The 22,887-nt window shown below is 52.9% G+C and carries 23 protein-coding genes, 1 tRNA gene and 1 other RNA gene; 13 read left to right on the top strand and 12 right to left on the bottom strand.

What is annotated here, in order from left to right; all coding sequences use genetic code 11:
• Positions 1-27 precede the first annotated feature (27 nt).
• The 3 genes from AACU55_RS00760 to AACU55_RS00750 form a co-directional block, all read right to left on the bottom strand.
• A complete protein-coding gene (locus tag AACU55_RS00760; RefSeq protein WP_167686161.1) occupies positions 28-498 on the bottom strand; it encodes a DUF943 family protein in 471 nt (156 codons plus the stop codon).
• 72 nt (positions 499-570) lie between these two features.
• Positions 571-1,011 (bottom strand): DUF943 family protein, encoded by a 441-nt coding sequence (locus AACU55_RS00755; protein ID WP_134706492.1) that lies wholly within the window; start codon positions 1,009-1,011, stop codon positions 571-573.
• Positions 1,008-1,907: a DUF3289 family protein gene (locus AACU55_RS00750; RefSeq protein ID WP_134706491.1), complete on the bottom strand. Its 900-nt coding sequence runs from the start codon at positions 1,905-1,907 to the stop codon at positions 1,008-1,010. Before AACU55_RS00750 ends, AACU55_RS00755 begins: the two co-directional genes overlap by 4 nt.
• Positions 1,908-2,312: 405 nt before the next feature.
• On the opposite strand from AACU55_RS00750, the gene AACU55_RS00745 reads away from it, so the two are divergent.
• Complete coding sequence (locus tag AACU55_RS00745) at positions 2,313-2,792, top strand: Hcp family type VI secretion system effector (RefSeq protein ID WP_134706490.1); 480 nt, start codon at positions 2,313-2,315, stop codon at positions 2,790-2,792.
• Between the two features lie 131 nt (positions 2,793-2,923).
• On the opposite strand, the gene dppF is transcribed toward AACU55_RS00745, so the two are convergent.
• The 6 genes from dppF to AACU55_RS00715 all read right to left on the bottom strand — a co-directional run bounded on the left by dppF (position 2,924) and on the right by AACU55_RS00715 (position 9,354).
• Positions 2,924-3,937 carry a dipeptide ABC transporter ATP-binding subunit DppF gene (gene dppF, locus AACU55_RS00740; protein ID WP_037033810.1) on the bottom strand — a complete coding sequence of 338 codons (1,014 nt, stop codon included), beginning with the start codon at positions 3,935-3,937 and terminating at the stop codon, positions 2,924-2,926.
• The gene (gene dppD, locus AACU55_RS00735) at positions 3,927-4,952 is read right to left on the bottom strand and encodes a dipeptide ABC transporter ATP-binding protein (protein ID WP_013573447.1); all 1,026 of its coding nucleotides are present in this window, start codon (positions 4,950-4,952) and stop codon (positions 3,927-3,929) included. Before dppD ends, dppF begins: the two co-directional genes overlap by 11 nt.
• A 10-nt stretch (positions 4,953-4,962) precedes the next feature.
• Complete coding sequence (gene dppC / locus AACU55_RS00730; RefSeq protein ID WP_013573446.1) at positions 4,963-5,877, bottom strand: dipeptide ABC transporter permease DppC; 915 nt, start codon at positions 5,875-5,877, stop codon at positions 4,963-4,965.
• A 10-nt stretch (positions 5,878-5,887) separates the two neighbouring features.
• Complete coding sequence (dppB, locus tag AACU55_RS00725) at positions 5,888-6,907, bottom strand: dipeptide ABC transporter permease DppB (RefSeq protein ID WP_013573445.1); 1,020 nt, start codon at positions 6,905-6,907, stop codon at positions 5,888-5,890.
• Positions 6,908-7,107: 200 nt separating this feature from the next.
• Positions 7,108-8,715 carry a dipeptide ABC transporter periplasmic-binding protein DppA gene (dppA, locus tag AACU55_RS00720; RefSeq protein ID WP_037033811.1) on the bottom strand — a complete coding sequence of 536 codons (1,608 nt, stop codon included), beginning with the start codon at positions 8,713-8,715 and terminating at the stop codon, positions 7,108-7,110.
• Between the two features lie 405 nt (positions 8,716-9,120).
• Positions 9,121-9,354: a hypothetical protein gene (locus AACU55_RS00715; RefSeq protein WP_134706489.1), complete on the bottom strand. Its 234-nt coding sequence runs from the start codon at positions 9,352-9,354 to the stop codon at positions 9,121-9,123.
• An 89-nt stretch (positions 9,355-9,443) separates the two neighbouring features.
• On the opposite strand from AACU55_RS00715, the gene AACU55_RS00710 reads away from it, so the two are divergent.
• The 12 genes from AACU55_RS00710 (at position 9,444) to AACU55_RS00655 (ending at position 20,642) form a co-directional block, all read left to right on the top strand.
• Positions 9,444-10,370, top strand: coding sequence for a LysR family transcriptional regulator (locus AACU55_RS00710; RefSeq protein ID WP_134706488.1), 927 nt, complete (start codon positions 9,444-9,446; stop codon positions 10,368-10,370).
• A 258-nt stretch (positions 10,371-10,628) separates the two neighbouring features.
• Positions 10,629-12,068, top strand: a complete 1,440-nt coding sequence (locus AACU55_RS00705) for a M20 family metallopeptidase (protein WP_134706487.1) — start codon at positions 10,629-10,631, stop codon at positions 12,066-12,068.
• 233 nt (positions 12,069-12,301) lie between these two features.
• Positions 12,302-13,900 (top strand): ABC transporter substrate-binding protein, encoded by a 1,599-nt coding sequence (locus AACU55_RS00700; protein WP_134706486.1) that lies wholly within the window; start codon positions 12,302-12,304, stop codon positions 13,898-13,900.
• Between the two features lie 29 nt (positions 13,901-13,929).
• Positions 13,930-15,015 carry an ABC transporter permease gene (locus tag AACU55_RS00695; protein WP_134706485.1) on the top strand — a complete coding sequence of 362 codons (1,086 nt, stop codon included), beginning with the start codon at positions 13,930-13,932 and terminating at the stop codon, positions 15,013-15,015.
• The gene (locus AACU55_RS00690; protein ID WP_134706484.1) at positions 15,012-15,947 is read left to right on the top strand and encodes an ABC transporter permease; all 936 of its coding nucleotides are present in this window, start codon (positions 15,012-15,014) and stop codon (positions 15,945-15,947) included. The genes AACU55_RS00695 and AACU55_RS00690 overlap by 4 nt, the downstream gene beginning before the upstream one ends.
• A complete protein-coding gene (locus AACU55_RS00685; protein ID WP_134706483.1) occupies positions 15,940-16,806 on the top strand; it encodes an ABC transporter ATP-binding protein in 867 nt (288 codons plus the stop codon). Before AACU55_RS00690 ends, AACU55_RS00685 begins: the two co-directional genes overlap by 8 nt.
• Complete coding sequence (locus AACU55_RS00680) at positions 16,806-17,588, top strand: ABC transporter ATP-binding protein (protein WP_134706482.1); 783 nt, start codon at positions 16,806-16,808, stop codon at positions 17,586-17,588. Before AACU55_RS00685 ends, AACU55_RS00680 begins: the two co-directional genes overlap by 1 nt.
• 19 nt (positions 17,589-17,607) lie before the next feature.
• Positions 17,608-18,987 (top strand): MmgE/PrpD family protein, encoded by a 1,380-nt coding sequence (locus tag AACU55_RS00675; RefSeq protein ID WP_134706481.1) that lies wholly within the window; start codon positions 17,608-17,610, stop codon positions 18,985-18,987.
• Positions 18,988-19,198: 211 nt separating this feature from the next.
• Positions 19,199-19,435: a ParD-like family protein gene (locus tag AACU55_RS00670; protein ID WP_037033819.1), complete on the top strand. Its 237-nt coding sequence runs from the start codon at positions 19,199-19,201 to the stop codon at positions 19,433-19,435.
• Positions 19,404-19,733, top strand: coding sequence for a type II toxin-antitoxin system RelE/ParE family toxin (locus AACU55_RS00665; protein WP_037033821.1), 330 nt, complete (start codon positions 19,404-19,406; stop codon positions 19,731-19,733). Before AACU55_RS00670 ends, AACU55_RS00665 begins: the two co-directional genes overlap by 32 nt.
• 81 nt (positions 19,734-19,814) lie before the next feature.
• Positions 19,815-20,159: a type II toxin-antitoxin system PrlF family antitoxin gene (locus AACU55_RS00660; protein ID WP_013573435.1), complete on the top strand. Its 345-nt coding sequence runs from the start codon at positions 19,815-19,817 to the stop codon at positions 20,157-20,159.
• A gap of 6 nt (positions 20,160-20,165) precedes the next feature.
• Complete coding sequence (locus AACU55_RS00655; RefSeq protein WP_134706480.1) at positions 20,166-20,642, top strand: type II toxin-antitoxin system YhaV family toxin; 477 nt, start codon at positions 20,166-20,168, stop codon at positions 20,640-20,642.
• Between the two features lie 102 nt (positions 20,643-20,744).
• Here the strand turns inward: AACU55_RS00655 and AACU55_RS00650 are convergent.
• The 3 genes from AACU55_RS00650 to eptB form a co-directional block, all read right to left on the bottom strand.
• A non-coding RNA gene (locus AACU55_RS00650) (RtT sRNA) lies at positions 20,745-20,874 on the bottom strand.
• 34 nt (positions 20,875-20,908) lie between these two features.
• Positions 20,909-20,985, bottom strand: a tRNA-Pro gene (locus tag AACU55_RS00645).
• Between the two features lie 100 nt (positions 20,986-21,085).
• A complete protein-coding gene (eptB, locus tag AACU55_RS00640) occupies positions 21,086-22,765 on the bottom strand; it encodes a kdo(2)-lipid A phosphoethanolamine 7''-transferase (RefSeq protein ID WP_037033825.1) in 1,680 nt (559 codons plus the stop codon).
• Positions 22,766-22,887: the final 122 nt, after the last annotated feature.

Genomic DNA, 22,887 nt, shown 5'->3' with positions numbered 1-22,887 from the left:
GGTGTGTAGGTATACCTAAACGCCGCATTAATCAACATACCCTCCTTCAAAAATATACCCTATACTTCCATCTAGTCCGACCGTTATCTCCATAAGAACATTTTTTTCAATACATCTTCTTTCTGATTTTATTTCATCGAAACAGAAAAGATCATCTTTAGACAGTGAATACCACGATGTATAATCCGCCTCTGATACTTTTTTAAACCCATGATTTACATCCAGAATAGCGATATAGTAAACGCCGCCATCAGCACGCTTTGGGATATGATACTTTTCTTTTACAACTCTCTCATTTTCTTTCCACCATCTGAGCCTACCTGTTTGCGTAAACGGAAAATCTTTTACCACTATTACAGTCATTTCTTTTACATTATGTACTAAAACAACCTCAGGTTTTCTAAAAAAATTTAAGTAAGTAGCTATTAGAACACCCAAAATGGTGATGGTGAGTATGATTTTTTTCATGTGTCTGCTTTTCTGAAGATCCATTTCCATTTCCATTTCCATTTTAGTCAGTTAGAGTAAGGACTAAAGGGCCACGTTACTAAAAGATGCTTATCCCTTTCACTACTTAATATAATCACCGTCTATAATGCAATCAACTTCCCCCTCTTTTATCCTGATGATTTTCATCAGGATAATATGCTCCACACATCTATTTTCTGACTTAATCTCATCGAAACAGAAGAGATCATTTCCGGAGAAAGAATACCAGGATGGATTATCAGCCTCAGCTGTTTTTTTAAATCCCTCACTTCCATCCCAAATCGCAATAAAGTACACACCATTTTTATCACGCTTAGGTATGCCGTATTTATCTTTAAGAACAAGCTTATTATCTTTCCACCACGATATTCTTCCAATTTTGGTTATTGGGAATTTTTTAACGACTATATCGGTTACCCCTTCTTTATTTAGCACAAATATAATTTCTGGTTCTCTGAAAAAAAGTAAGCAAGATGATATTAAAATACACAGAGCACATAATATCAACTTCTTCATTCTCATGGTTTCCCTCCTGACAGACAAATTTCCGCTTCCATTTCAGTCACAAAAGGTCGGAATGCAAACTTTTCGTAACGTTGCAAAACAAACCAAATCCTGAAAAATCGGAGAGAGTGAAATTTCATTTTAAGGATATCATCTTTATCCAGACCAAAATGATCCTGAGATTTATAATTAATACATGCTTTGAATTCGCTATCATTGATAGAAAGTGACTTTAATGTTATCTGAGTGGCATAGGTATCATGAACTGTAATTCCCATTCCATTAATTTTGTCCTTCATTCTGTTAAATTTTGGAACTTTCCCGAAACCTATCTCAGAGGTTAACAACGATCTAGATTCTTCATGTAATACTTTTTCCTTCCAATCAATATTTTTAATCAGAAAAAATTTAATTCTTCTCAAACTGCTACTAGCAGAAAAATCATGGTCAATCTGATCTTTCAATGCCTTATTCAAAAGATAATTCCTGAAAACGGTGCCACTGTTACCTTGTAAATGATTTATCATTTTCACAATAAGTTCGCTATAAGCACCATATAAAGCAAAGGGCTTAGACAACGCCATCATTTCATCAAACAGAATATCGGAACATTGCTGCCGGTTAAGGGTATTCAACATTTCGTCGTGTAAACGCCGGAACAAAGCTGGATCATGGTCGAAGGGGTCAGTAACAGAGGAAGTCGGGAAATTAAACGCGCTGTAATCCATGAAAGGAGTAAGCGATATTTCGCTCTTCCGGGTAAAATTATAGGGATTCACTTTAGCTGATACATCATCAAGACCGTAAACGGTCTTAAGTTCGTGCTCGGTCATATCACCATAATTCAAATCATCCCGAGTCTTATGACCTGGTTGCGTAGCGTAAATAACAGCGGGTAATCTGATCGGCGACATGTAAATTCCTTTTTCATGAAAGCATGCAGCTCAATGAGCAATTCATAACAAGAATGCATAAGAGCTATCCATATAAAAATAAATTAAACTTCGGTAATGATTCACTCATGTAATCATGCCTGACCCTTACACTAATACGAATTTATAACAATATATTGATCTGAATTGTAAAATTCTAAAAATTATGAAAGAACCACAAAAGCATATATCAGGTTACGTGGCACAGATAATAATAAAAAACACCCTGTTAATTAATGCATTACGCGGCACCATGGTGGGTATTATTATCGGTTAAAGTAAACGAAAGGGGTATTTTCAGGGAAAGTCCGGAGCCGTATGTTTTGTTGCGGAGATCAACAGAAAGGTTTTGAATAGAACATCAAAGGAAAACATGGGATGTTTAATATGGCTAACAACTTATACTTAACGATAAAAGGAAAGAATCAGGGGCTCATTTCAGCGGGTTGTTCAGCCTATGATTCTATTGGCAACCGATATCAGGCAGGTCATGAGGATCAGATACTTGTCTACTCTGCTGATCATGATATTAGTCGGGAACAAAACGTTAATCATCACCCATTGATTATTAAGAAACCAATAGATAAATCATCACCATTACTGATGATTGGTGTTTCTACCAATGAAGAAATGGAAGTGATTCTGGATAAATACAGAACCTCCAATACCGGGAAACAAGAAAAATATTATACTGTCAGATTAACCCAAGCGACCCTATGCCATATTTCATCTTATGACCCGGAGAATATTCCAGGTCATGACACGCAATCTTTTGAAGTGATCTCATTTAATTACCAGTCTATCATCGCAACTCATCATACTGCGGGTACGACGGGGTATAGCATTTGGGATGAAAGGGTGTATTAAAAATAGTACGCCATAACCAAATATATAGCACTGTGTATATCTGCCTGCACATCCACTGAGTAAAGGCGTTTAATACAGACACAAAAAAGCCCGCTTTCGCGGGCTTTCTCATATCAGCTGTTCAGCCGGTATTACGCAACGGTCTGCGTCGTACCGGTTTCATCCTGATCGACAGCGAAGCAGGCGACGAGCTGATCGCCGTACTGTTTCAGCTGCGGCTGGAACTGTTTGCAGGTGCCGAACGCACGGCGGCAGCGGGCGTTGAACGCGCAACCGGCTGGCGGATTCAGCGGGCTTGGCAGCTCGCCGGTCAGTTTGATGCGTTCACGGCGTTCGTCCGGGTTCAGACGCGGTGTCGCGGACAACAGCGCCTGTGTGTACGGATGACGCGGATTGCTGAAGATGGCGTCTTTCGGCCCCTTCTCCACGCAGCGTCCCAGATACATCACCATCACTTCGTCAGCGATGTGTTCCACCACTGACAAGTCGTGGGAGATGAAGACGTACGACAGCCCTAAATCCTGCTGCAAATCCATCATCAGGTTCAGTACCTGCGCACGCACGGAAACGTCGAGCGCGGAGACCGGTTCATCAGCGATCACCACGTCCGGATCCAGCATCAGACCACGGGCGATAGCAATACGCTGACGCTGGCCGCCGGAGAACATGTGCGGATAGCGGTCGTAATGCTCAGTTTTCAGGCCGACTTTCGCCATCATCGCCAGGGCTTTTTCGCGACGTTCTTCGCGGCTAAGTTTGGTGTTGATCAGCAAAGGTTCTTCGAGGATCTGCCCGACTTTCTTACGCGGGTTGAGCGATCCGTAAGGATTCTGGAACACGATTTGGATCTTCTGACGGCGCAGCTTTTCCGCCGTCGCATCAGGTTTCAGCAAATCCTGCCCGCGGTAATACAGCTCACCGCCGGTCGGCACTTCAATCATGGTCAGCAGGCGGCCCAGCGTGGATTTACCACAACCGGACTCCCCCACCACCGCCAGCGTTTTACCGCGTTCGAGGGTAAACGACACGCCGTCGAGCGCTTTCACCGTGCGTTCCTGGCCGAAGATGCCCTTCTTCACCGGGTAATGTTTTTTCAGGTCAATCGCGTGCAACAGCGGCTGCGGTTGGGTGTTATCAGGACTCATAAGTAGGTCTCCCGGCATCATCCAGCGGATAATGGCACTTCGACTGACGCCCGTTCGCGAGGTCACGCAGCGCAGGTTCTTCTTTACGGCAAAGATCGGTTGCATACGGGCAACGCGGATTCAGCAGACAGCCGTTAGGACGGTCATATTTACCCGGCACCACACCCGGCAAGGATTGCAGACGCGCTTTATCTGCGGCGAATTCCGGCAGTGAGCGCAGCAGCGCCTGCGTATACGGATGGCGTGGCGCACGGAAGATTTCCGTGGCTTTTGCCGATTCCACTACCTGTCCGGCATACATCACAATAATGTGCTGCGCGGCTTCGGCCACCAGTGCCAGGTCATGGGTGATCAGCATCAGCGCCATGTTTTCGCGTTGTTGCAGATCGAGCAGCAGTTCAATAATCTGCGCCTGAATGGTCACGTCGAGCGCGGTAGTTGGCTCATCGGCGATCAGTAATTTCGGGCGACAGGCAATCGCCATTGCGATCATCACGCGCTGACTCATCCCGCCGGAAAGCTGATGCGGATAGACGTCGAGACGCGAAGCCGGATCCGGAATACCGACCAGATTCAGCAAATCGATGGTTCGCTGACGACGGGTCTTTTTGTTGCCGCCCTGATGCACCTTGATGGCTTCCATAATCTGGAAACCGACGGTGTAACACGGGTTCAGGCTGGTCATCGGATCCTGGAAAATCATCGCGACTTCGGCACCGACAATCTGGCGGCGTTCTTTTTCGCTGATGCCCTGCAGATTACGGCCACCAAACTCGAGTTTTTCAGCCATCACTTTACCGGGGAAGTCGATCAGCCCCATCAGCGCCAGTGAACTGACCGATTTACCGGAGCCGGATTCACCGACAATCCCGACCACTTCGCCCTGCTTCACGCTGTAACTGATACGGTCTACGGCGCGGAACGGCGTCCCTTCGTCACCAAAGTGAACGGAGAGTTTATCCACGGTCAGCAACGTTTTGCCGACCTGAACATCATTCGTTAATGTTGTTTCCATCTCCAACCCCTTACTGCTTAAGTTTAGGGTCGAGGGCATCACGCAGGCCATCACCCATCAGGTTAAATGCCAGCACCGTCAGCAGAATGATCACGCCGGGGAAGGTCACGACCCACCAGGCACTTTGAGCAAACTGTAAGACGTCCGACAGCATGGTGCCCCACTCCGGCGTTGGCGGCTGTGCGCCCATACCGAGGAAGCCCAACGCTGCCATATCAAGGATGGCGTTGGAGAAGCCGAGCGATGCCTGAACGATCAGCGGCGCTAAGCAGTTAGGTAAAATATTGATGAACATCTGACGGGCAGAACCGGCACCGGCCACGCGCGAAGCGGTCACATAGTCGCGGTTCACTTCCACCAGCACCGCAGCACGGGTTAAACGGACATAGTGCGGTAAGGCGACGAAGGTCAGCGCCAGCGAGGCGTTAACAATCGATGGGCCAAAAATCGCCACCAGCACCAGTGCCAGCAACAGGCTTGGCAGGGCCAGCATGATATCGACCACACGCATGATGATGGCGTCAACCACACCGCCGTAGTAACCGGCAAACAGACCGAACACCACGCCGAGGATCAGCGACAGTACGACAACCAGGCAACCGACCAGCAGCGATAAACGCGCGCCGTACATCAGACGCGACAGAATATCGCGGCCGACGTCGTCGGTGCCCAGCAGGAATTTCCAGCTCCCGCCTTCCATCCAGACCGGCGGACGCAGCAGCGCGTCACGGAACTGTTCGGCAGGCAGATGTGGTGCAATCACGTTCGCGCCAATCGCAATGACCAGCATGATAATGATGTAAGCCAGGCCGACAACGGCCCCTTTGTTACGCTTGAAGTAATGCCAGAATTCGCGCAAAGGCGGCATCGGCACTGGCGCAGCCGTCACTAACTCGTTAGCGACCGGCTCAGTGGTTTGAGACATTGTGCGCCCCTTATTTCTTGTGGCGAATACGCGGGTTGACCACGCCGTAGAGCACATCTACCAGCAGGTTAACCACGATGATCAGAGTAGCGACCAGCAACACCCCGCCCTGCACGACCGGATAGTCGCGGCGCTGGAGTGCGTCGATCAGCCACCGGCCGAGTCCCGGCCAGGAGAAGATGGTTTCGGTCAGGATGGCACCGCCGAGCAGCGTACCGACCTGCAAACCAATGATGGTCACCACCGGCAACAGCGCATTGCGCAGCGCGTGGATGACGATCACCCGCATACGGCTGACGCCTTTGGCACGCGCGGTACGGATGTAATCTTCGCCCAGCACTTCCAGCATGGAAGAACGGGTCATACGCACAATCACCGCCAGCGGAATGGTGCCCAGTACGATGGCCGGTAAAATCATGTGCATCACGGCATCCACGAAATCACCCGGTTCGCCCCAGAACAGCGTGTCGATCAGCATAAAGCCGGTCAGCGGCAGGCTGTCATCCAGGAAGACGGTATCGCTTATTCGCCCCGATACGGGCGTCAGATTAAGCTGCACCGAGACCAGCATCACCAGCATGATCCCCCACCAGAATATCGGCATCGAATAGCCGGTCAGCGAGATCCCCACAGCCGTGTGGTCGAATATCGATCCCCGCTTTACCGCCGCCAGCACACCCACCGGAATACCGACAATGATCGCGAAGATCATCGCGCAGATGCCCAGTTCCAGTGTTGCTTTGAAGCGCGGTACGAATTCCTGCCAGACAGGGGTGCGGCTTTTTAAGGACGTGCCCAGGTCGCCATGCAGCACACCGTTCACGTAGTGGAAATATTGTTGGTAAAGAGGCTTGTCGAGCCCCATATCTGCCATCAGCTGGGCGTGACGTTCGGGGGAAACACCGCGTTCGCCTGCCATGATGGTGACCGGGTCGCCTGGTATCATGTGTACGAAGGCAAAAGTCAGCAAAGTAATGCCGATAAACGTTGGGATAACTAACCCCAGACGTCGGAGTATGAACTGCAACATATCCCGTACTCTCTGTATAAAATGCCCGGCGAACCGTAGCTCGCCGGGCTTATTGTGGCTCACATTTCTTTCTTGAGAATCAAGGCTGTACTGAATGGCCCGCGAGCAAGGCGGAGGAGCACAGCAATCAAGACATACCTTCAGGCAGGCGAAGATTGCGAGCACCACACAACGCAGCTCCCGGGTTATTCAGTAAGCGATCACTCCATTGAGACGTTTTCGAAGTGGTGTTTGCCGAGCGGATCGACGACATACCCTTTGACTTCTTTGCGAACAGGTTCGTATACGGTGGAGTGAGCGATGATCAGCGCAGGTGCCTGGTCATGCATCACAACCTGAGCCTGCTGATACAGCGCGGCACGTTTGGCGTGATCAGATTCAGCACGGGCTGGCTGGATCAGATCTTCAAACGGCTTGTAACACCAGCGGGAGTAGTTGGAACCGTCTTTCGCCGCTGCACAGCTGAACAGGGTGGCGAAGAAGTTATCCGGGTCCCCATTGTCGCCGGTCCAGCCCATCATCACAGACTGGTGCTCACCGTTCTTAGCACGCTTGAGGTATTCGCCCCACTCGTAAGTCACGATGTTGGCTTTCACGCCAATTTTTGCCCAGTCAGCCTGGATCATTTCAGCCATACGGCGTGCGTTCGGGTTGTACGGACGCTGTACCGGCATCGCCCACAGGTCGATAGCGAAACCGTCTGCGTGACCGGCTTCTTTCAGCAGCTCTTTGGCTTTCTCAGGATTGTATTCGTAATCCACAACGTCTTTGTTATAGCCCCACATGGTTGGTGGGATCAGGTTTTTAGCCGGCTGGCCAGCACCCTGATAAACCGCATCGATGATGGCTTTTTTGTTCACAGCCATGGTCAGTGCCTGACGCACTTTCACTTCATCCAGTGGTTTCTTCTCAACGTTGAAGGACAGATAACCCACGTTCAGGCCAGGCTGTTGCATCAGGTTGATGGATTTATCTTTCTTCATCGCCGCGATGTCAGCCGGGTTCGGGTATGGCATCACCTGGCATTCGTTTTTCTGCAGTTTCGCGTAACGCACGGAAGCGTCAGGCGTGATGGAGAAGACTAAACGGTCGATCTGCGGCTTGGTGCCCCAGTAGCCCGGGAAAGCTTTGTAGAGAATGCGTGAATCTTTCTGGTATTGCAGAAGCTGGAACGGACCGGTACCGATCGGATCCAGGTCGACTTTCTCAGGGGTTTTCGCTTTCAGCATGTTGTCAGCGTATTCCGCAGACAGGATAGAAGCGAAGTCCATCGCGAGGTCAGCCAGGAACGGAGACTCCGGGCGGTTCAGCACGAACTGCACGGTGTTGTCGTCCACTTTCACGATCTTGTTGATCAGATCGCCCATGCCCATGCCTTCGAAGTATTCGTAGCTGCCGCCGGAAACGCCGTGGTATGGGTTATTTTTGTCCAGCTGACGTTCGAAGGAATACACGACGTCGTCCGCATTGAAATCACGGGTCGGTTTGAATTCCTTGTTGTCCTGCCACTTCACGCCTTTGCGCAGATGGAAAGTGTAGGTTTTGCCATCAGCAGACACGTCCCACTTCTCAGCCAGACCCGGCTGGATTTCAGTGGTCCCGATCTTGAACTCAACCAGACGGTTGTAGATAGGCACGGAGCTTGCGTCATACGTGGTGCCAGAGGTGAACAACTGAGGGTTGAAGCCTTCAGGTGAACCTTCAGAGCAATACACTAACGTTTTTGCCTGGACACTGGCCGCAACGGTCAGCGCAATCAGGCCCATACTGAATTTCAGTAGCCCCGACTTACCTAAAGAGATTGTCATCGCTTCTGCTCCATCGATTAATGGTGATGTGGATGTGTGTGTTGTGTATACAGCTCACGTCACCCTTTATTTTTATTTGCGGGTGACTGTGTTTGCTCGTGTGCTGCAATAAGTCCAACCAGAGCATGGTGAACTGCCATTTTTTTCCTTCGATCTGTAAAGCTGTCTTTACAAAATCTTACCGGAAATAATCACTGGTCTTCCTTGGGGCTATCAATTTGGCAACTCCTTTCCTTGACGTCAATATAACCATCAGGCATTTACACAGACTGTGAGTTACAACAAACAAACATAAAAAAACATTTTGTTAACCAAATCAGGATGAATGTTCAGTTTGCGCAGTGAATAACCAGACAATCCCCTTTGTAAAAGAACATTCCTGGGGGTTTCGCCCATTTTAAATCCCTAAAAATTTCTGGCTAAATGATGAATATATGAACGGTTATTTTTGAGATAGGGGTGGAAACCAGCGGAAAATGCTGACAAGTGCAGCAAACGGCGTCGAGTCATCAGCGAAAGCGTTTGCACTAGCACCCGCAAAATACCCCAAAATAGCGCAATTGCACGCTGGTGGTGCAGGTGATTTAGCGTACTGATGTTGTCTGTTTTTCCGGCATAAGCCGGGTTGCGGGCAGACATGGATTGAAACCAATATGTTAAGCAGTTTTTAAACTCTGGCGCATTTATTGCTTGTTATTACGGGCTTATTACCCGCCAGAGGTTTTCTGATGGAACTGAAGTGGTTTGAAGATTTTCTCAGTGTGTCTCAGTGCTATAGCTTTACGCGAGCCGCCAGTGAAAGAAACATCACCCAGTCCGCGCTGAGCCGACGAATTAAGCAACTGGAAGAATGGCTTGGCGTGCCGCTTTTTGACCGCAAAACCTACCCGATACGCCTGACGCCGGAAGGCCAGGACTTCCTGCATACTGCGGCAGATCTGGTGTTTTCCATGACACAACTGCGCAGCGACCTGCGTGAGCGCCATGCGCAGAAGCACGCCATCGTGCATTTTGCCGCGCTCAATACGCTCTCCCTGACCTTTTTCCCCGACTGGATCAACCAGATCGACCCGTCGCATCAGTACGGCTACATTCGTTTGTGCGATCAGCAGCCGTCATTCAGCGGCAATATTTCCCTGCTGCTGGATGGCGAAACGGATTTTCTGCTGACCTACGCCCATGATTCCGTCCCGCTGATGAAACAGCTCGAACGCTTTCCCTATATTGAACTGGGAAAAGAGAATGCGCTGGCCGTTTGTGCACCAGACGATGACGGCAAGCCCCTGTTCCCGCTGAGCCCCTTTGGCGGCACCCGCGTCCAGCTTCCTTATCTCAGTTACGGCAATCGGTCCTTTTTTGCCCACGCGCTGAGTGCCCTGTTTGCGTCGCGCCCGCTGCCGCTGAAGCCGGTGTATGAAAATCCGATGTGCAGCGGCCTGAAAGCGATGACCATTTCCGGCTGCGGCGTGTCGTGGTTGCCCACCAGCCTGATCTGCGAGGAACTGGCGAACGGCTCGCTTATCCGCGCCGGAGAACGAAGCTGGGATATTCAGGCCAGCATCCGTCTTTACCGGCTGGAAAAATTCCGTACCCCGCAGGCCGAACGTCTGTGGAATAAAGCCAGCCTGCTGCATCAGACCCGCGCCGTCGCCTGACGTTTTCAGGCGGCAAAACATGTTCTGCTCCACGCCTGCCAGCCTGCGGGAAGCTCCCCGCGACCTGTAATTTCTCCTTTCTATTCAGAGAGTCACGCTGACTATTCTGTTTTCGCATATCTCAAAATATCTATGCGGTTTTGGAATGGGTCAGCTGAAAGACTCATTGGATCTTTGCCTTTTCTGCACACATTCTGAACAGGTTCCTCCGACACACTGACCTCATAAAACCGTAGCCACTGGCACAAGGAGTCTCCGTTGAATAACGCATCTGCGCAGAATAAAGAAACCGTCTGGAGCCTGGTCGACACCAAAAAAGCCCTGTTCACCGCCCTGAGCGATCGCGTCTGGGGTATGCCGGAAATTTGCTATACCGAATACCGTTCCGTTGCCGAACACACGGCGATGCTGAAAGAACAGGGTTTTCGCGTCACTGAAAATGTCGCCGACATTCCGACGGCCGTGATGGGCGAAGCCGGTGAAGGCGGCCCGATCATTGCGATTCTCGGCGAATACGATGCGCTGCCGGGGCTGAGTCAGGTGGCCGGGATTGCCCGTCCTGAGCCGCTGCCGGGCAACGGTCAGGGGCATGGCTGCGGGCACAATCTGCTGGGTTCTGCCGCCATGCTGGCAGCTACGGCGCTGAAAGACTGGCTGGCACAAACCGGCACGCCGGGGCGCGTGCGCTATTACGGCTGTCCGGCGGAAGAAGGGGGCGCCGCCAAATCCTTTATGGCGCGCGCCGGGGCGTTTGACGGCGTGGATATCGCCATCACCTGGCACCCGAATGCCTTTACTGAAGTTGCCCGCGCCGAATCGCTGGCCAATACCCGCATGGATTTCGTCTTCCATGGCCGCTCCTCGCACGCCGCCGCCTCGCCGCATCTTGGACGCAGTGCGCTGGACGCCGTTGAACTGATGAACGTCGGCGTTAACTACCTGCGCGAACACGTACCGCAGGATTCCCGCATTCACTATGCGATGCTCGATTCCGGCGGCATCGCGCCGAACGTGGTGCAGGCGCGTGCCGCCGTGCGTTATGCCATCCGTTCACGCGACGTACATGCCATGTTTGAACTCAACGAGCGCGTGAAAAAAGTCGCACAGGGCGCGGCGCTGATGACCGAAACCACCGTCGATATCAGCATCATGAGCGCCGTGGCCAACCTGCTGGGCAACCGCCCGCTGGAAGAAGCCATGCAGCGTAACTTCGAACTGCTCGGTCCGCTGGAATTCGACGCGGCTGACAAAGCCTTTGCCGCTGAAATTCAGGCCACGCTCAGCCCGCAGGATTTGCAAAGCGCCTACCGCCGCATCGGCCTCAAAAAACCGCAGGACGCCTCACCGTTATGCGAATTCATTGTCCCGCTGGAAACCTCCGGCGAACTGATGCTGGGTTCAACGGACGTCGGTGATATCAGTTGGAAAATGCCGACCGTGCAGGCGCATGTCCCGACTTACGCCATCGGGACACCGGGTCACTCGTGGCAGCTCACTGCGCAGGGGAAAATGCCTGCCGCACATAAAGGGCTGGCTTACGTCGCCAAAATCATGGCCGCCACCGCCATCGACACCCTGACCGACAGCGCACTGATGACAGCCGCCAAACAGGCGCATCAGGAACTGACCGCTGAAACCCCTTATGTGTGCCCGATCCCGCCGGAAGTGAAACCACCGGTTCAGCCACGTCCTGAATAAAAGTTTGAAGCACCCTCTCTGATGACAGGGAGTGGGTCTGCTCCTCCCCCTGCGAAGGGGGAGGCCGGGAGGGGGTTTAGCAGGCAACTCCGGCGACGCCATTAATACCCCACCCCAACCCTCCCCTTCGCAGGGGAGGGAGTTGACCGAATACGCCTTCTCTTTCTGCGAAAGGGGCTGACAGAGATTCACTATTTTACGCTCGTTTTTTTTTAATCAAAGGAACCCGATTTATGCTCAACACCAGAACAAAAATCCTCGCCACAATGATTGGTCTCACATGGGGAAGTACGGCTGCACAGTCCGCGACGCCTGCGGATTCGCTGGTGATGGCATGGAATATTGACGCAATCAGCACCTTTGACCCGGCGCAGATCGGCGAAGTGGTCACTAATGAAATCATCAAAAACACCTGCGACACGCTGGTGGATTTCGATCCGAAAGACGAATCCCACGTTATTCCGCGCCTGGCAAAAAGCTGGGATATCTCGCCTGATCGCAAACAAATCACCTTCCATCTCAATACCGGCATGACGTTCCCGTCCGGCAATAAAGCCACAGCGAAAGACGTCGCCTGGTCGTTGCAGCGCGTGGTGCTGCTCGGTTTCGGCAATTCCGCCACCCTGACTGAATATGGCTTTACCAAAGATAACGTCAAAGAACGCATTACCGCGCCCGACGACGACACGCTGGTGATGAAATTCGACCAGCCGTACCCGACCAATCTGGTCTTACAGGCTATCGCCGCCAATAACGTGTCGACCACGCTGGATCAGGCGCTGGTGGAGAAAAATGCCGTTGGCGACGACATGGGCAACAAATACCTGACCACGCACACTGCCTGCGTCGGTGCCTATCAGCTGATGCGCTGGAATGCCGGTGAAGGCGTGGTGTTGCAGGCGAATAAAGATTACTGGGGCGAGAAACCGAAACTGCAACGCATCCTGATCCGCCACGTTGCGGAAACCGGTACGCAGCGCCTGTTGCTGACGCAGGGTGATGTGGATATCGCCCGTGACCTGGCGCCGGACGATTTACGTGATCTGGACAAAGGCGGTCAGGTGAAGGTGGAGAAAGTCCTCAAGCCGCAATTGTTCTTCTGGACCTTTAACAGCGAAGACCCGATTTTCAAAAACCCGAAAGTGCGCCTCGCGATGCGTTATCTGATTGATTATCAGGGGCTGGCTTCCACCGTGATGCCGTATCTCGGTGTACCGCGCGCCAGTTTCGCCCAGCTCGGCGCCTTTGGTGCGCTGGATAAAGATGCCGGACAGCCGTTCAAACTGGATCTGGCGAAAGCCAAACAGTTGCTGACCGAAGCCGGTTATCCCGACGGATTCTCCGCCAAACTGATCATCGGCACCCTGCCGCACTCGGCGCCTATCGCCCAGAGCACGCAGGAAAATGCCTCGAAAATCGGCGTAAAACTCTCCATCGAAAGCATGGCCAATGCCCAGTTATTCAGCCGCGTGCGCGGGCGTGAATTCCAGAGCGCCATGATGGCATGGCAGACCTCGGTGCCGGATGCGCACGGTAACGCCTCGCGTCTGGTCTACAACCCGGACAACAGCAAAGAAGCCAAGAAAACCCAGTATCCGAGCTGGCGTGCTTCGTATTTCGATCCGGCGATGAATAAAAAAGTCACCGAAGCGCTGCTCGAACCCGATGAGCAAAAACGTATTGCCCTCTATCACACCTTGCAGGAAGAGCAGATGCAGCAAGGCCCGATGGCGATCATGTTCCAGATGTACAACACCGCCGGGCTGACCAGACAGGTCAAAGACTGGACGTGGAACGGCTTCCGCGTTTATTACGCACTGGCATCCAAATAAGCCTTCCATAAAAAACCAAGGAGCGCCCGATGTCGCACCTCGATCCGACCACAGCAGGCATAGCGCATGCTGAACCTCTCTGGCTGCGGCTGCGCGAAAGCGCCGCCCGGCTGAGTAAATTGCTGTTTTCCGTGTTCTGCACGTTACTGGGGCTGGCGGCGCTGACCTTTTTTATCGGGCGCTTGCTGCCGATTGACCCGGTGGTATCAGTGCTCGGCGATAACGCCAGTCAGGAAGCCTATCAGAAGATGTATCACCTGCTCGGGCTGGACAAACCGCTGTGGGAACAGTTTCTGATCTACCTGAAAAACGTCGCGATGCTGGATTTCGGTAACGCACTGACTACCGGCAATCCGGTCACCACCGACATTGCCCGCGTGTTTCCGGCCACGCTGGAACTGGCGACGCTGGCGGCACTGATCGCCACCTGTCTGGGCATTCCGGCAGGCGTGTTATCGGCAATGTACCGCAATACCTGGTTTGATCACTGCATCCGCTTTATCGGCCTGCTCGGCCATTCTGCGCCGAATTTCTGGCTGGGTCTGATGGGGCTGGTATTGTTTTACGCCGGACTCGGCTGGATCGGCGGGCCGGGGCGTATCGACTTTATGTATGAATTCGACGTGCAGAAAGTCACCGGATTTTATCTCATCGACACCGCACTGACCGGAAACTGGGAGGCGTTTCGCAACGTTTTCAGCCACCTGATTTTACCGGCATCGATTCTTGGCCTCAGCGGGCTGTCGTACATCAGCCGCATGACCCGCAGCTTTATGATTGAACAACTCGGACAGGAATATGTGATCACCGCCCGGGTGAAAGGGTTGTCATGGGCACGCAGTGTGTGGATCCACGCCTTTCGTAATGTGGCAGTGCAGGTGGTGACGGTCGTCGCGCTTTCTTACGCCTTTTTACTCGAAGGCGCGGTGCTGACCGAAACGGTATTCGCCTGGCCGGGTTTTGGCCGCTATCTCACCAACGCCATGCTGGCGGGCGACATGAACGCCGTGGTGGGTTGCTCGTTACTGATCGGCGTGATTTTTGTGGCGCTGAACCTTATCTGCGACCTGCTTTACCGCATCTTTGATCCGCGAACCCGTCAGGAGCAATCATGACCGACTCCGCTAAACCTCATCTCACGGCGCGCCCGGCGTTTTCCCTGCGGGCATGGCTCGACGCGCCGGTTCCGGCCACACCGTGGCAGGCGCGCGCGCAGCAAAGCCTGAATCAGTGGCGGCGCTTTCGCCGTAATACTTCGGCGCTGTTCGGGCTGATCGTCATCCTGTTTATCGTCACAGTGGCGATTTTCGCGCCGTGGCTGGCGACACACGATATTTACGCGCAAAACCTGCAACTGCGTCTGGCGCCGGTGAGCCGCGAATACTGGCTGGGGACCGACGAACTCGGGCGCGATATTTACAGCCGCCTGATTTATGGCGCGCGTATCACGCTCTACATCACCGGCCTGACGGCGCTGATTGTCGGTCCGCTCGGATTACTGGTCGGCACGCTGGCGGGCACCGTTGGCGGCTGGACGGACACCATTCTGATGCGCATCGTCGATATCTTTCTGGCGTTCCCGAGTCTGATTCTGGCGCTGGGATTTGTCGCCGCACTCGGCCCGGGTATCGAGAATGCGATTATCGCGATTTCACTTTCCGCCTGGCCGCCGATTGCCCGTCTGGCACGCGCCGAAGCCTTGTCTATCCGCAAAATGGATTACGTCGCCGCCGTGCGTTTGCAGGGTGCGTCGCAGATGCGCATCATCCTGCGCCACATCATTCCGATGTGTCTGCCTTCGGTGGTGGTGCGCCTGACGCTGAATATGGCGGGGATTATCCTGACCGCCTCCGGCCTCGGATTTCTCGGCCTCGGGGCACAGGCACCCAGTCCGGAATGGGGCGCGATGCTCTCTTCCGGCCGCCAGTTCATGATGACTCACTGGACGATTGCCGCCATTCCCGGCCTGTCGATTCTTTTCACCAGCCTGGCGTTCAACCTGTTCGGTGACGGCCTGCGCGACGTACTGGATCTGCGCCATGACTGAAACATTGCTTGATGTGCAAAACCTGAACATTACGTTCAAAGGCCACCGGCAGGAAAACCACGCGGTGCGCGGTATCTCCTTCACAGTTGGCCGTGAAAAAGTGGCGATTGTCGGCGAATCCGGTTCCGGTAAATCGCTCACCGGCCGGTCGCTGCTGAAACTGACGCCGCAGGGTGCCAGCGTCAGCGCCGACCGCATGCAGTTTGGCGATATCGACCTGCTCAGTACCGGCGAGCGCCAGATGCGCAAAATCCGCGGCAAACGGATTTCCATGATTATGCAGGACCCGAAATTCTCGCTGAATCCGCTGATGCGCGTCGGTCATCAGATTAATGAGGCATACCGCATTCACTTTCATGTCAGTGAAAAAGAAGCCCGCGTGAAAGCACTGGCGATGCTGGAAGCGGTGAATATCCGCGATCCGGAACGGGTGTTTGACCTGTATCCGCACGAGATTTCCGGCGGCATGGGGCAGCGCATCATGATCGCCATGATGCTGATCCCTGAACCCGATCTGATTATCGCCGACGAACCCACGTCGGCGCTGGACGTCACGGTGCGTCAGCAGGTGCTGAGCGTACTGGACGCGTTGCTGGCACGGCGCAAAACCGGCCTGCTGTTTATTACCCACGATCTCGGGCTGGTGTCGAGTTTCTGCGACCGCGCACTGGTGATGTACGCCGGACGTATTCTCGAAGAAATTTCGGCAGATCAACTGCATAACGCCAGACATCCTTACACCCGCGCCCTGCTCGCCAGTCAGCCGGATTTACAGCATCCGGTGGACATGCTCGCTATTCCTGCACGCGACCCGGCGTGGCTGACCGGCCCGGTATACCGCTACGGAGAAGCCTGCTGATGACCACTTTCATGAATCCCAAGCCGCCGCTGACCGCTGACCGGATGCTCGAAACCGTCGATCTGAGCATCGCTTTCGGCAAAGGCACTCACAGCAAAACCGTGGTCGATAGCGTCACAATGCACATCGCCAGAGGCGAAAGTTACGGGCTGATTGGCGAGTCCGGCTGCGGAAAATCGACCATTCTGCGCACGCTGACCGGCCAGAACACCCGTTACAGCGGCGCGATTTTGTATCAGAACCGCGAACAACATCCGGTGCGCGATAAAGACTATTACCGGCAGGTGCAGATGGTGTTTCAGGATCCGTATGCCTCGCTGCATCCGCGCAAAATGGTCTACCACACGCTGCTGGAACCGCTGGTGATCCACGGCATGGACCGGCGGGAAGCACGCATCAGCGACGTGCTGAATGCGCTTGGCCTGAGCGATGCCTTTCGTTACCGCTATCCGCATCAGCTTTCCGGCGGCCAGCGTCAGCGCGTGGCGCTGGCACGGGCGCTGATCATTGAACCGCAGGTGCTGCTGCTCGACGAACCTACATCCGCACTGGACGTGTCAGTGCAGGCGGAAATCCTCAATCTGCTGAAAAAACTGCGCCGCGAACGCAACCTGACTTACCTGATGGTGACGCATGATCTGGCGGTGGTCGCGCACCTGTGCGACCGCGTCGCCATCATGCATCAGGGAAAACTGCTGGAAGAACTGACCGCCGCCGAAATCCGCAGCGGCGCGGCCCGCGAGCCGTATACCCAACAATTTCTTGCTGCCAGCCGCCACTGAAGCCGTTGAAGGAAACATCATGAATGTGATTGAAGCCATTGCCCGCTGGTGTTGCAGCCAGCCTGATTTCAGCACCACCGCGCGCCGCAAAGCCCGGGAAGCGATCACCGATACGCTGGCCTGCCTGTACGCCGGACAGGATGATTTCTCCAGTCGTGCCGTGCGTGCCGCCAGTGAAAGCTATTTTACCCCGCAAGCCCGTTGCCGTTTAGCCGGTGGCGGACGCGCACCTGCGGCCATCGCCGCGATGGTCAACGGTACGGCTGCGCACGCCATCGATTACGACGATAATTTTGCGCCAGGCATGAGCCATGCCTCCGCCGTTCTGGTACCTGCATTACTGGCGGTCGCTGATGATATCCATGCCAGTGGTGAACAACTGGTGAAAGCCTATCTGATCGGTTTGCAGGCGCAGGCGTTTGTCGGTTCCGGCGTCTCGCCATCACATTACACCGCAGGCTGGCACGGCACCTCGACCGTCGGCTGCATCGGCAGTGCGGCAGGTGTCGCCTGGCTGATGGGATTAGATCAGGCAGGTATCGCCAGAGCGTTAAGCAATGCCGTCAGTTTTGCCTCCGGCACCAAAGGTCAGTTCGGCACGCCGATCAAACCGCTGCACGCAGGATGGGCTGCCCGTAATGCAGTTGACGCGGCGAATTTTGCCCGACAACACATGCAGGGACGCATTGATATTCTGGACGCGCCGCAGGGCTTTCTGGAAATGTTTGGCGGCCTGACGCCGCCGGGCTGGAATATTCCGGCTATTTTGGGCACCCATTTTCACGTCATAGAAACCACCGGCGTGATGCCCAAACGTCACCCGTGCTGCGGCTCGACGCACATGATTATCGACGCCCTGGACGACCTGCGTGCGCAGCATGATTTCAGTGATGATGACGTGCTGACCGTTGATACGCTGGTTGGCATCGCCAATCTGCGCAATCTGGCGTATCCGCTGCCGGTCAATGAAATGCAGGCGCGCTTTTCTATGCAATACTGCGTCGATACCTGGCTGCGCAACGGCTCGCTGAGCGTCGCTGATTTCACGCCAGCGCGGGTCGCAGAACTCACTGAACCGGCACGTCTGGCGCGCATATCCCTGCGCTGCTATACGCCGGAACAGGAGGCAGAAACACCGCCGGGCGATCGCCTGGCACATGAAGTGACACTTACCCTGCGCGATGGCCGCACGTTACAGGCAGGCCGCAAACTGGCGAAAGGCAGCAACAGCGAGCCGTTCAGTGACGCCGACAGACGGCGAAAATTCACTGATTGTTGCACCACGATGAGCAATGCCAGCGACCTTTTTCGTCAGCTCAACCGGCTTGAGGAGCAGGAGGATTTAGGTTTTTTAGGCCCGTTGTTGGGTGAATCTTTGCGGGACGGTGCGCAGGGTTGAGTGCAAGAAAAATGGCGTGCCGGACATTTTTACGTGATGCCTCGCAGGAATGAAAATCCCGCGAAAATGCCCCTTTCTTACGTATGTGACAACGCCTATTCTCGCGGCTCAGGGAAGAAAAAACGGAATGGTTGTTCGCGACAATTTGTTGCATTACGCAATTTTATGGCGCACCCTGCTATCGGGTATAGAAAACGACCAGAGGTAAACCATGGCAACCAGTATTCGCTTAGATGATGATTTTGTGAATGATGTAAAAATACATGCGGAAGCCTCCCACCGGAGCATTCCCAAGCAGATCGAACACTGGGCAAAAATCGGCAGGATCGCCGAGGATAACCCTGATCTGACGTACCGGTTTATTGTGGAAACGTTATTGGCCAAAAGCGAGACAGATAACAACAAGGTAACGCGCTATGTCAGAAGGACTGAGCGGTCAAAGGATTGATACATTTGAATCTCATCGCTTTACCAAAGCTTTTGGACGATTGCCTTTATCACAGCAAATTATCGTCGAAGATGAAATTGAACGCATACAGGATGACCCGCGGCTCGGGGAACTTAAGAAAGGCGATCTCAGTTACCTGAGGGTGCATAAATTTCCGCTGGAAAAGCAGCAGGCTTTGCTGGGTTATTGCTGGCGTGAAGAGAAAATTGAACTGTATCTTCTGAGCCTGGATTCGCATGAGAATTTCTATCAGGATCATAAAAATCACCGCAAAGGCGATTTGAAGATGATGAAGTAAAAAGCAATGCATTTGCATTGGCAATGCAAATGCATTACGCTGACAAAATTGCTCAAATAAGCATCATTATGGAGTCTCATTATGTCAGCCTCGGCACTATGGGGAATAAAATTCGAAGCCGAATCCAAAGTCACCCGCCGCTTCCAGACCACCATTCCGGCCACTATCCGTAAGGCATTAAATCTCACCGAAAATGATCGGATCCAGTACAAGATTTTGCCAGACGGGCAGGTGGTTATTTCGAGGCAACTCGAAGAAGCGGAAGACCCTGTTATCAGTGCCTTTCTCGGTTTTGTGGCAAAAGATATGCTCAATAACCCGGAAAATATGCAGCCGGTAACATTATCCCTGCATGAAAAAATCAATGTACTGACCGCCGGGATGGCTATCGATCTTGAGAGCCCGCTTTCTGACGATGACGAGTAAAGGATTATGCACAATCAGGCCATGGAGATTAACGGATGGACCCTTCTCGCTCATCCTCTGATCCTGCAACAAATACAGGCACTCACTGATCAGGTTGTTTTACTGCGCCGCAAAGATCCGGCGGGCTATAAAAGTAAGAACGCCACCAAACGGCTGGCTGCGATCAATAAGCTGATGTTTGACGTTATCCCGCAGGATCCGGCGCGTGTTGAATTCGGTCAGGGCGATACGTTAGGCGGGGAATTCTCACACTGGTTCAGGGCAAAATTCTTCCAGCAGTACCGTTTGTTTTTCCGCTACAACCTGAAAAGCCGGATCATTATTTACGCCTGGGTGAATGATGATAAAGAATTACGCGCCTACGAAAGCAAAACAGACGCATACCGGATGTTTCGCAAGATGTTGAAAAGCGGTGAACCGCCAGACAACTGGCAGGCACTTTGCGAGGCGTCAGGGAAGGTAGCGGCGGAAGAATTCCCTTAGTCTCCCTCATACACGCCACAAAGCAAAAAGCCCGCAACCAGAAGGCCGCGGGCTTTTTACAGACGAAAAAAAACCTGCTTTAAAAAGCAGGTTTTTCAAATGTGGTCGGCGAGAGAGGATGACACGCATCTTCGATGCTTGCCCTGCGGGCCGTTGCTAAAGCAACGTGGTCTCGCTTCGCTCGGCTCAAACCTCCTTCGGAGGTTCTCATCCTCTTTTACTACAGACGAAAAAAAACCTGCTTTAAAAAGCAGGTTTTTCAAATGTGGTCGGCGAGAGAGGATTCGAACCTCCGACCCACTGGTCCCAAACCAGTTGCGCTACCAAGCTGCGCTACTCGCCGAATGGGGCGCATCTTACTGCGACCCCCTCAGAGCGTCAACGGCTTTTTATAACATCCGAACTGACTGCCCATAAATTATCCGATACGCCGCCAAAATAACCTACAGCTTCTGTTCTGTCTGCGGTTTTGCACACCAGTTATTCGCCGGATTAATACCACCGTCCGGCGACGTATAACCCAGACAGCCTAAAATCGAGTCGAATAACTCAACGTGACGTTTCTTCGCACCGACCCGCTGCTGCGCCTGCAACTGCTCAAACGCCAGCTTGTGGTCCGGTTGTTCGAGGAAACTGTCAGAAGCCCACACCATCATCGGCACGCGGAACTGCTCCGGTGGTGCCATCTCGCGCGGCGTACCGTGCAGATGCGAGTTCTCATCGATAGATTCGCCGTGATCGGAAGCGTAAAACACCAGCGCTTTCTTATCACGCAACTGATCAATCACGCTGTCAATAAAGGTGTCGGTGTACAACACGCTGTTATCGAAGGCATTAATCAGTTCCGCTTTGGTGCAGGTGTTGCTCTTACATTCCGGGGTATAGCGGGCGTAGCTGCGCGGATAACGCTGGGAATACAGATAGTGCGAGCCTTTGGTATGCAGGATCACCAGATGCTTACCTTTCGGATGATTCTTCAGCGACTCCTGTAACTCATTGACCAGCAACATGTCATCAACAGGTTTGCCATCGTTGCGTTTTTCCGAGGCGATAATTTCACGGAAGGAGAAATTATTGGTGTCAGCATTATTGTAGAACCACAGCTCGCTTTGCATCGCGAACAGCTCTGAGGTGAAGCCCAGTGATTTCATCACCGCAAAAATATTCTGTTCTTTCAGCGTACGCTGCGGATTATCCGCCGTACCGCCTTCACGCACGAACATACAACGCAGTGACAACTTGGTGGCCGTATCGCAGGATGTCCCGCGAAACGCCACCAGGTTCTTCTCTTTGGACAGGCGCGGTGTGGTATCCCGCTCGTAGCCCAAAATCCCCATGTGATCCCAGCGGGTGGTTTCACCGATGATAAACACCACGTAGGTATCGTCGATGTCAGCAGGTGCAACGTAAGTGAAGTTCTTCGCCGGATCAAAGTAATTACCGGCATCCTGACTTTCATCCACCTGCGTATAGGCATACAAACCCAGTGCAGCCAGCCAGTTAGACGGCAGATAGGAGTGCGCGACAACACCGCCGTAGCTTGGCAAATCGACGTTAGTTTTCTTCTCATTCACACTCTGCGCGTGATCCAGAGAACGCAGCGGCAACCACACCAGCAATGCCGCCGCCAGCAGCACCGCTAAAGGCAGCACACGCTGCCCCGGCGTTTTCATTTGTTCGATCAACGTCAGACGCAGATTATTTTTCCAGATGAGGAACAGCGGTACCGCGCTGACCAGCGCCATCCAGATAAACAGATGATAACCAATGATCTCTTTGCTCAGATCGATGTCGGTGGTCATCACCGACACCACGATGCCGTAGCCGATCACCACATTGAACATCACCATATAATAACTGGCGGCAACGGAAATCAGCACCAGCAAACTGGCGATAATGCGGAAGAACAGCCTCCCGCCCAGCGAGAGCAAGCGCAGAACAAAGAAGGTAAATAAGACGATGGCACAGACTTCGGTGACGGCCTGAACCAGTTCAGCCGACGTGAAATGATTGACCAATGCAGCAAAGCGGCGCTGGAACACAGAGACATTCAGAAAAATGCCAATGTAAATCGCTAACAATAAAGAGATATTTTGCTGCGATAGAGTCTTCACTCTATTCATGAAAAGTGACTTTCCTAACGTATTTTGAAAGATTTGGAATCATTGTGACATGTTTATGGCGGACTGGTTCACAGATTATGCTGAGAATGCGGTTTTATGCAGCTTTCTGGATTATTCCGCAT

Source organism: Rahnella sp. CJA17(1/100) (genome assembly GCF_963881615.1).
Classification (GTDB): domain Bacteria; phylum Pseudomonadota; class Gammaproteobacteria; order Enterobacterales; family Enterobacteriaceae; genus Rahnella; species Rahnella aceris.
This window is presented reverse-complemented; position numbering and strand designations above follow the sequence as displayed.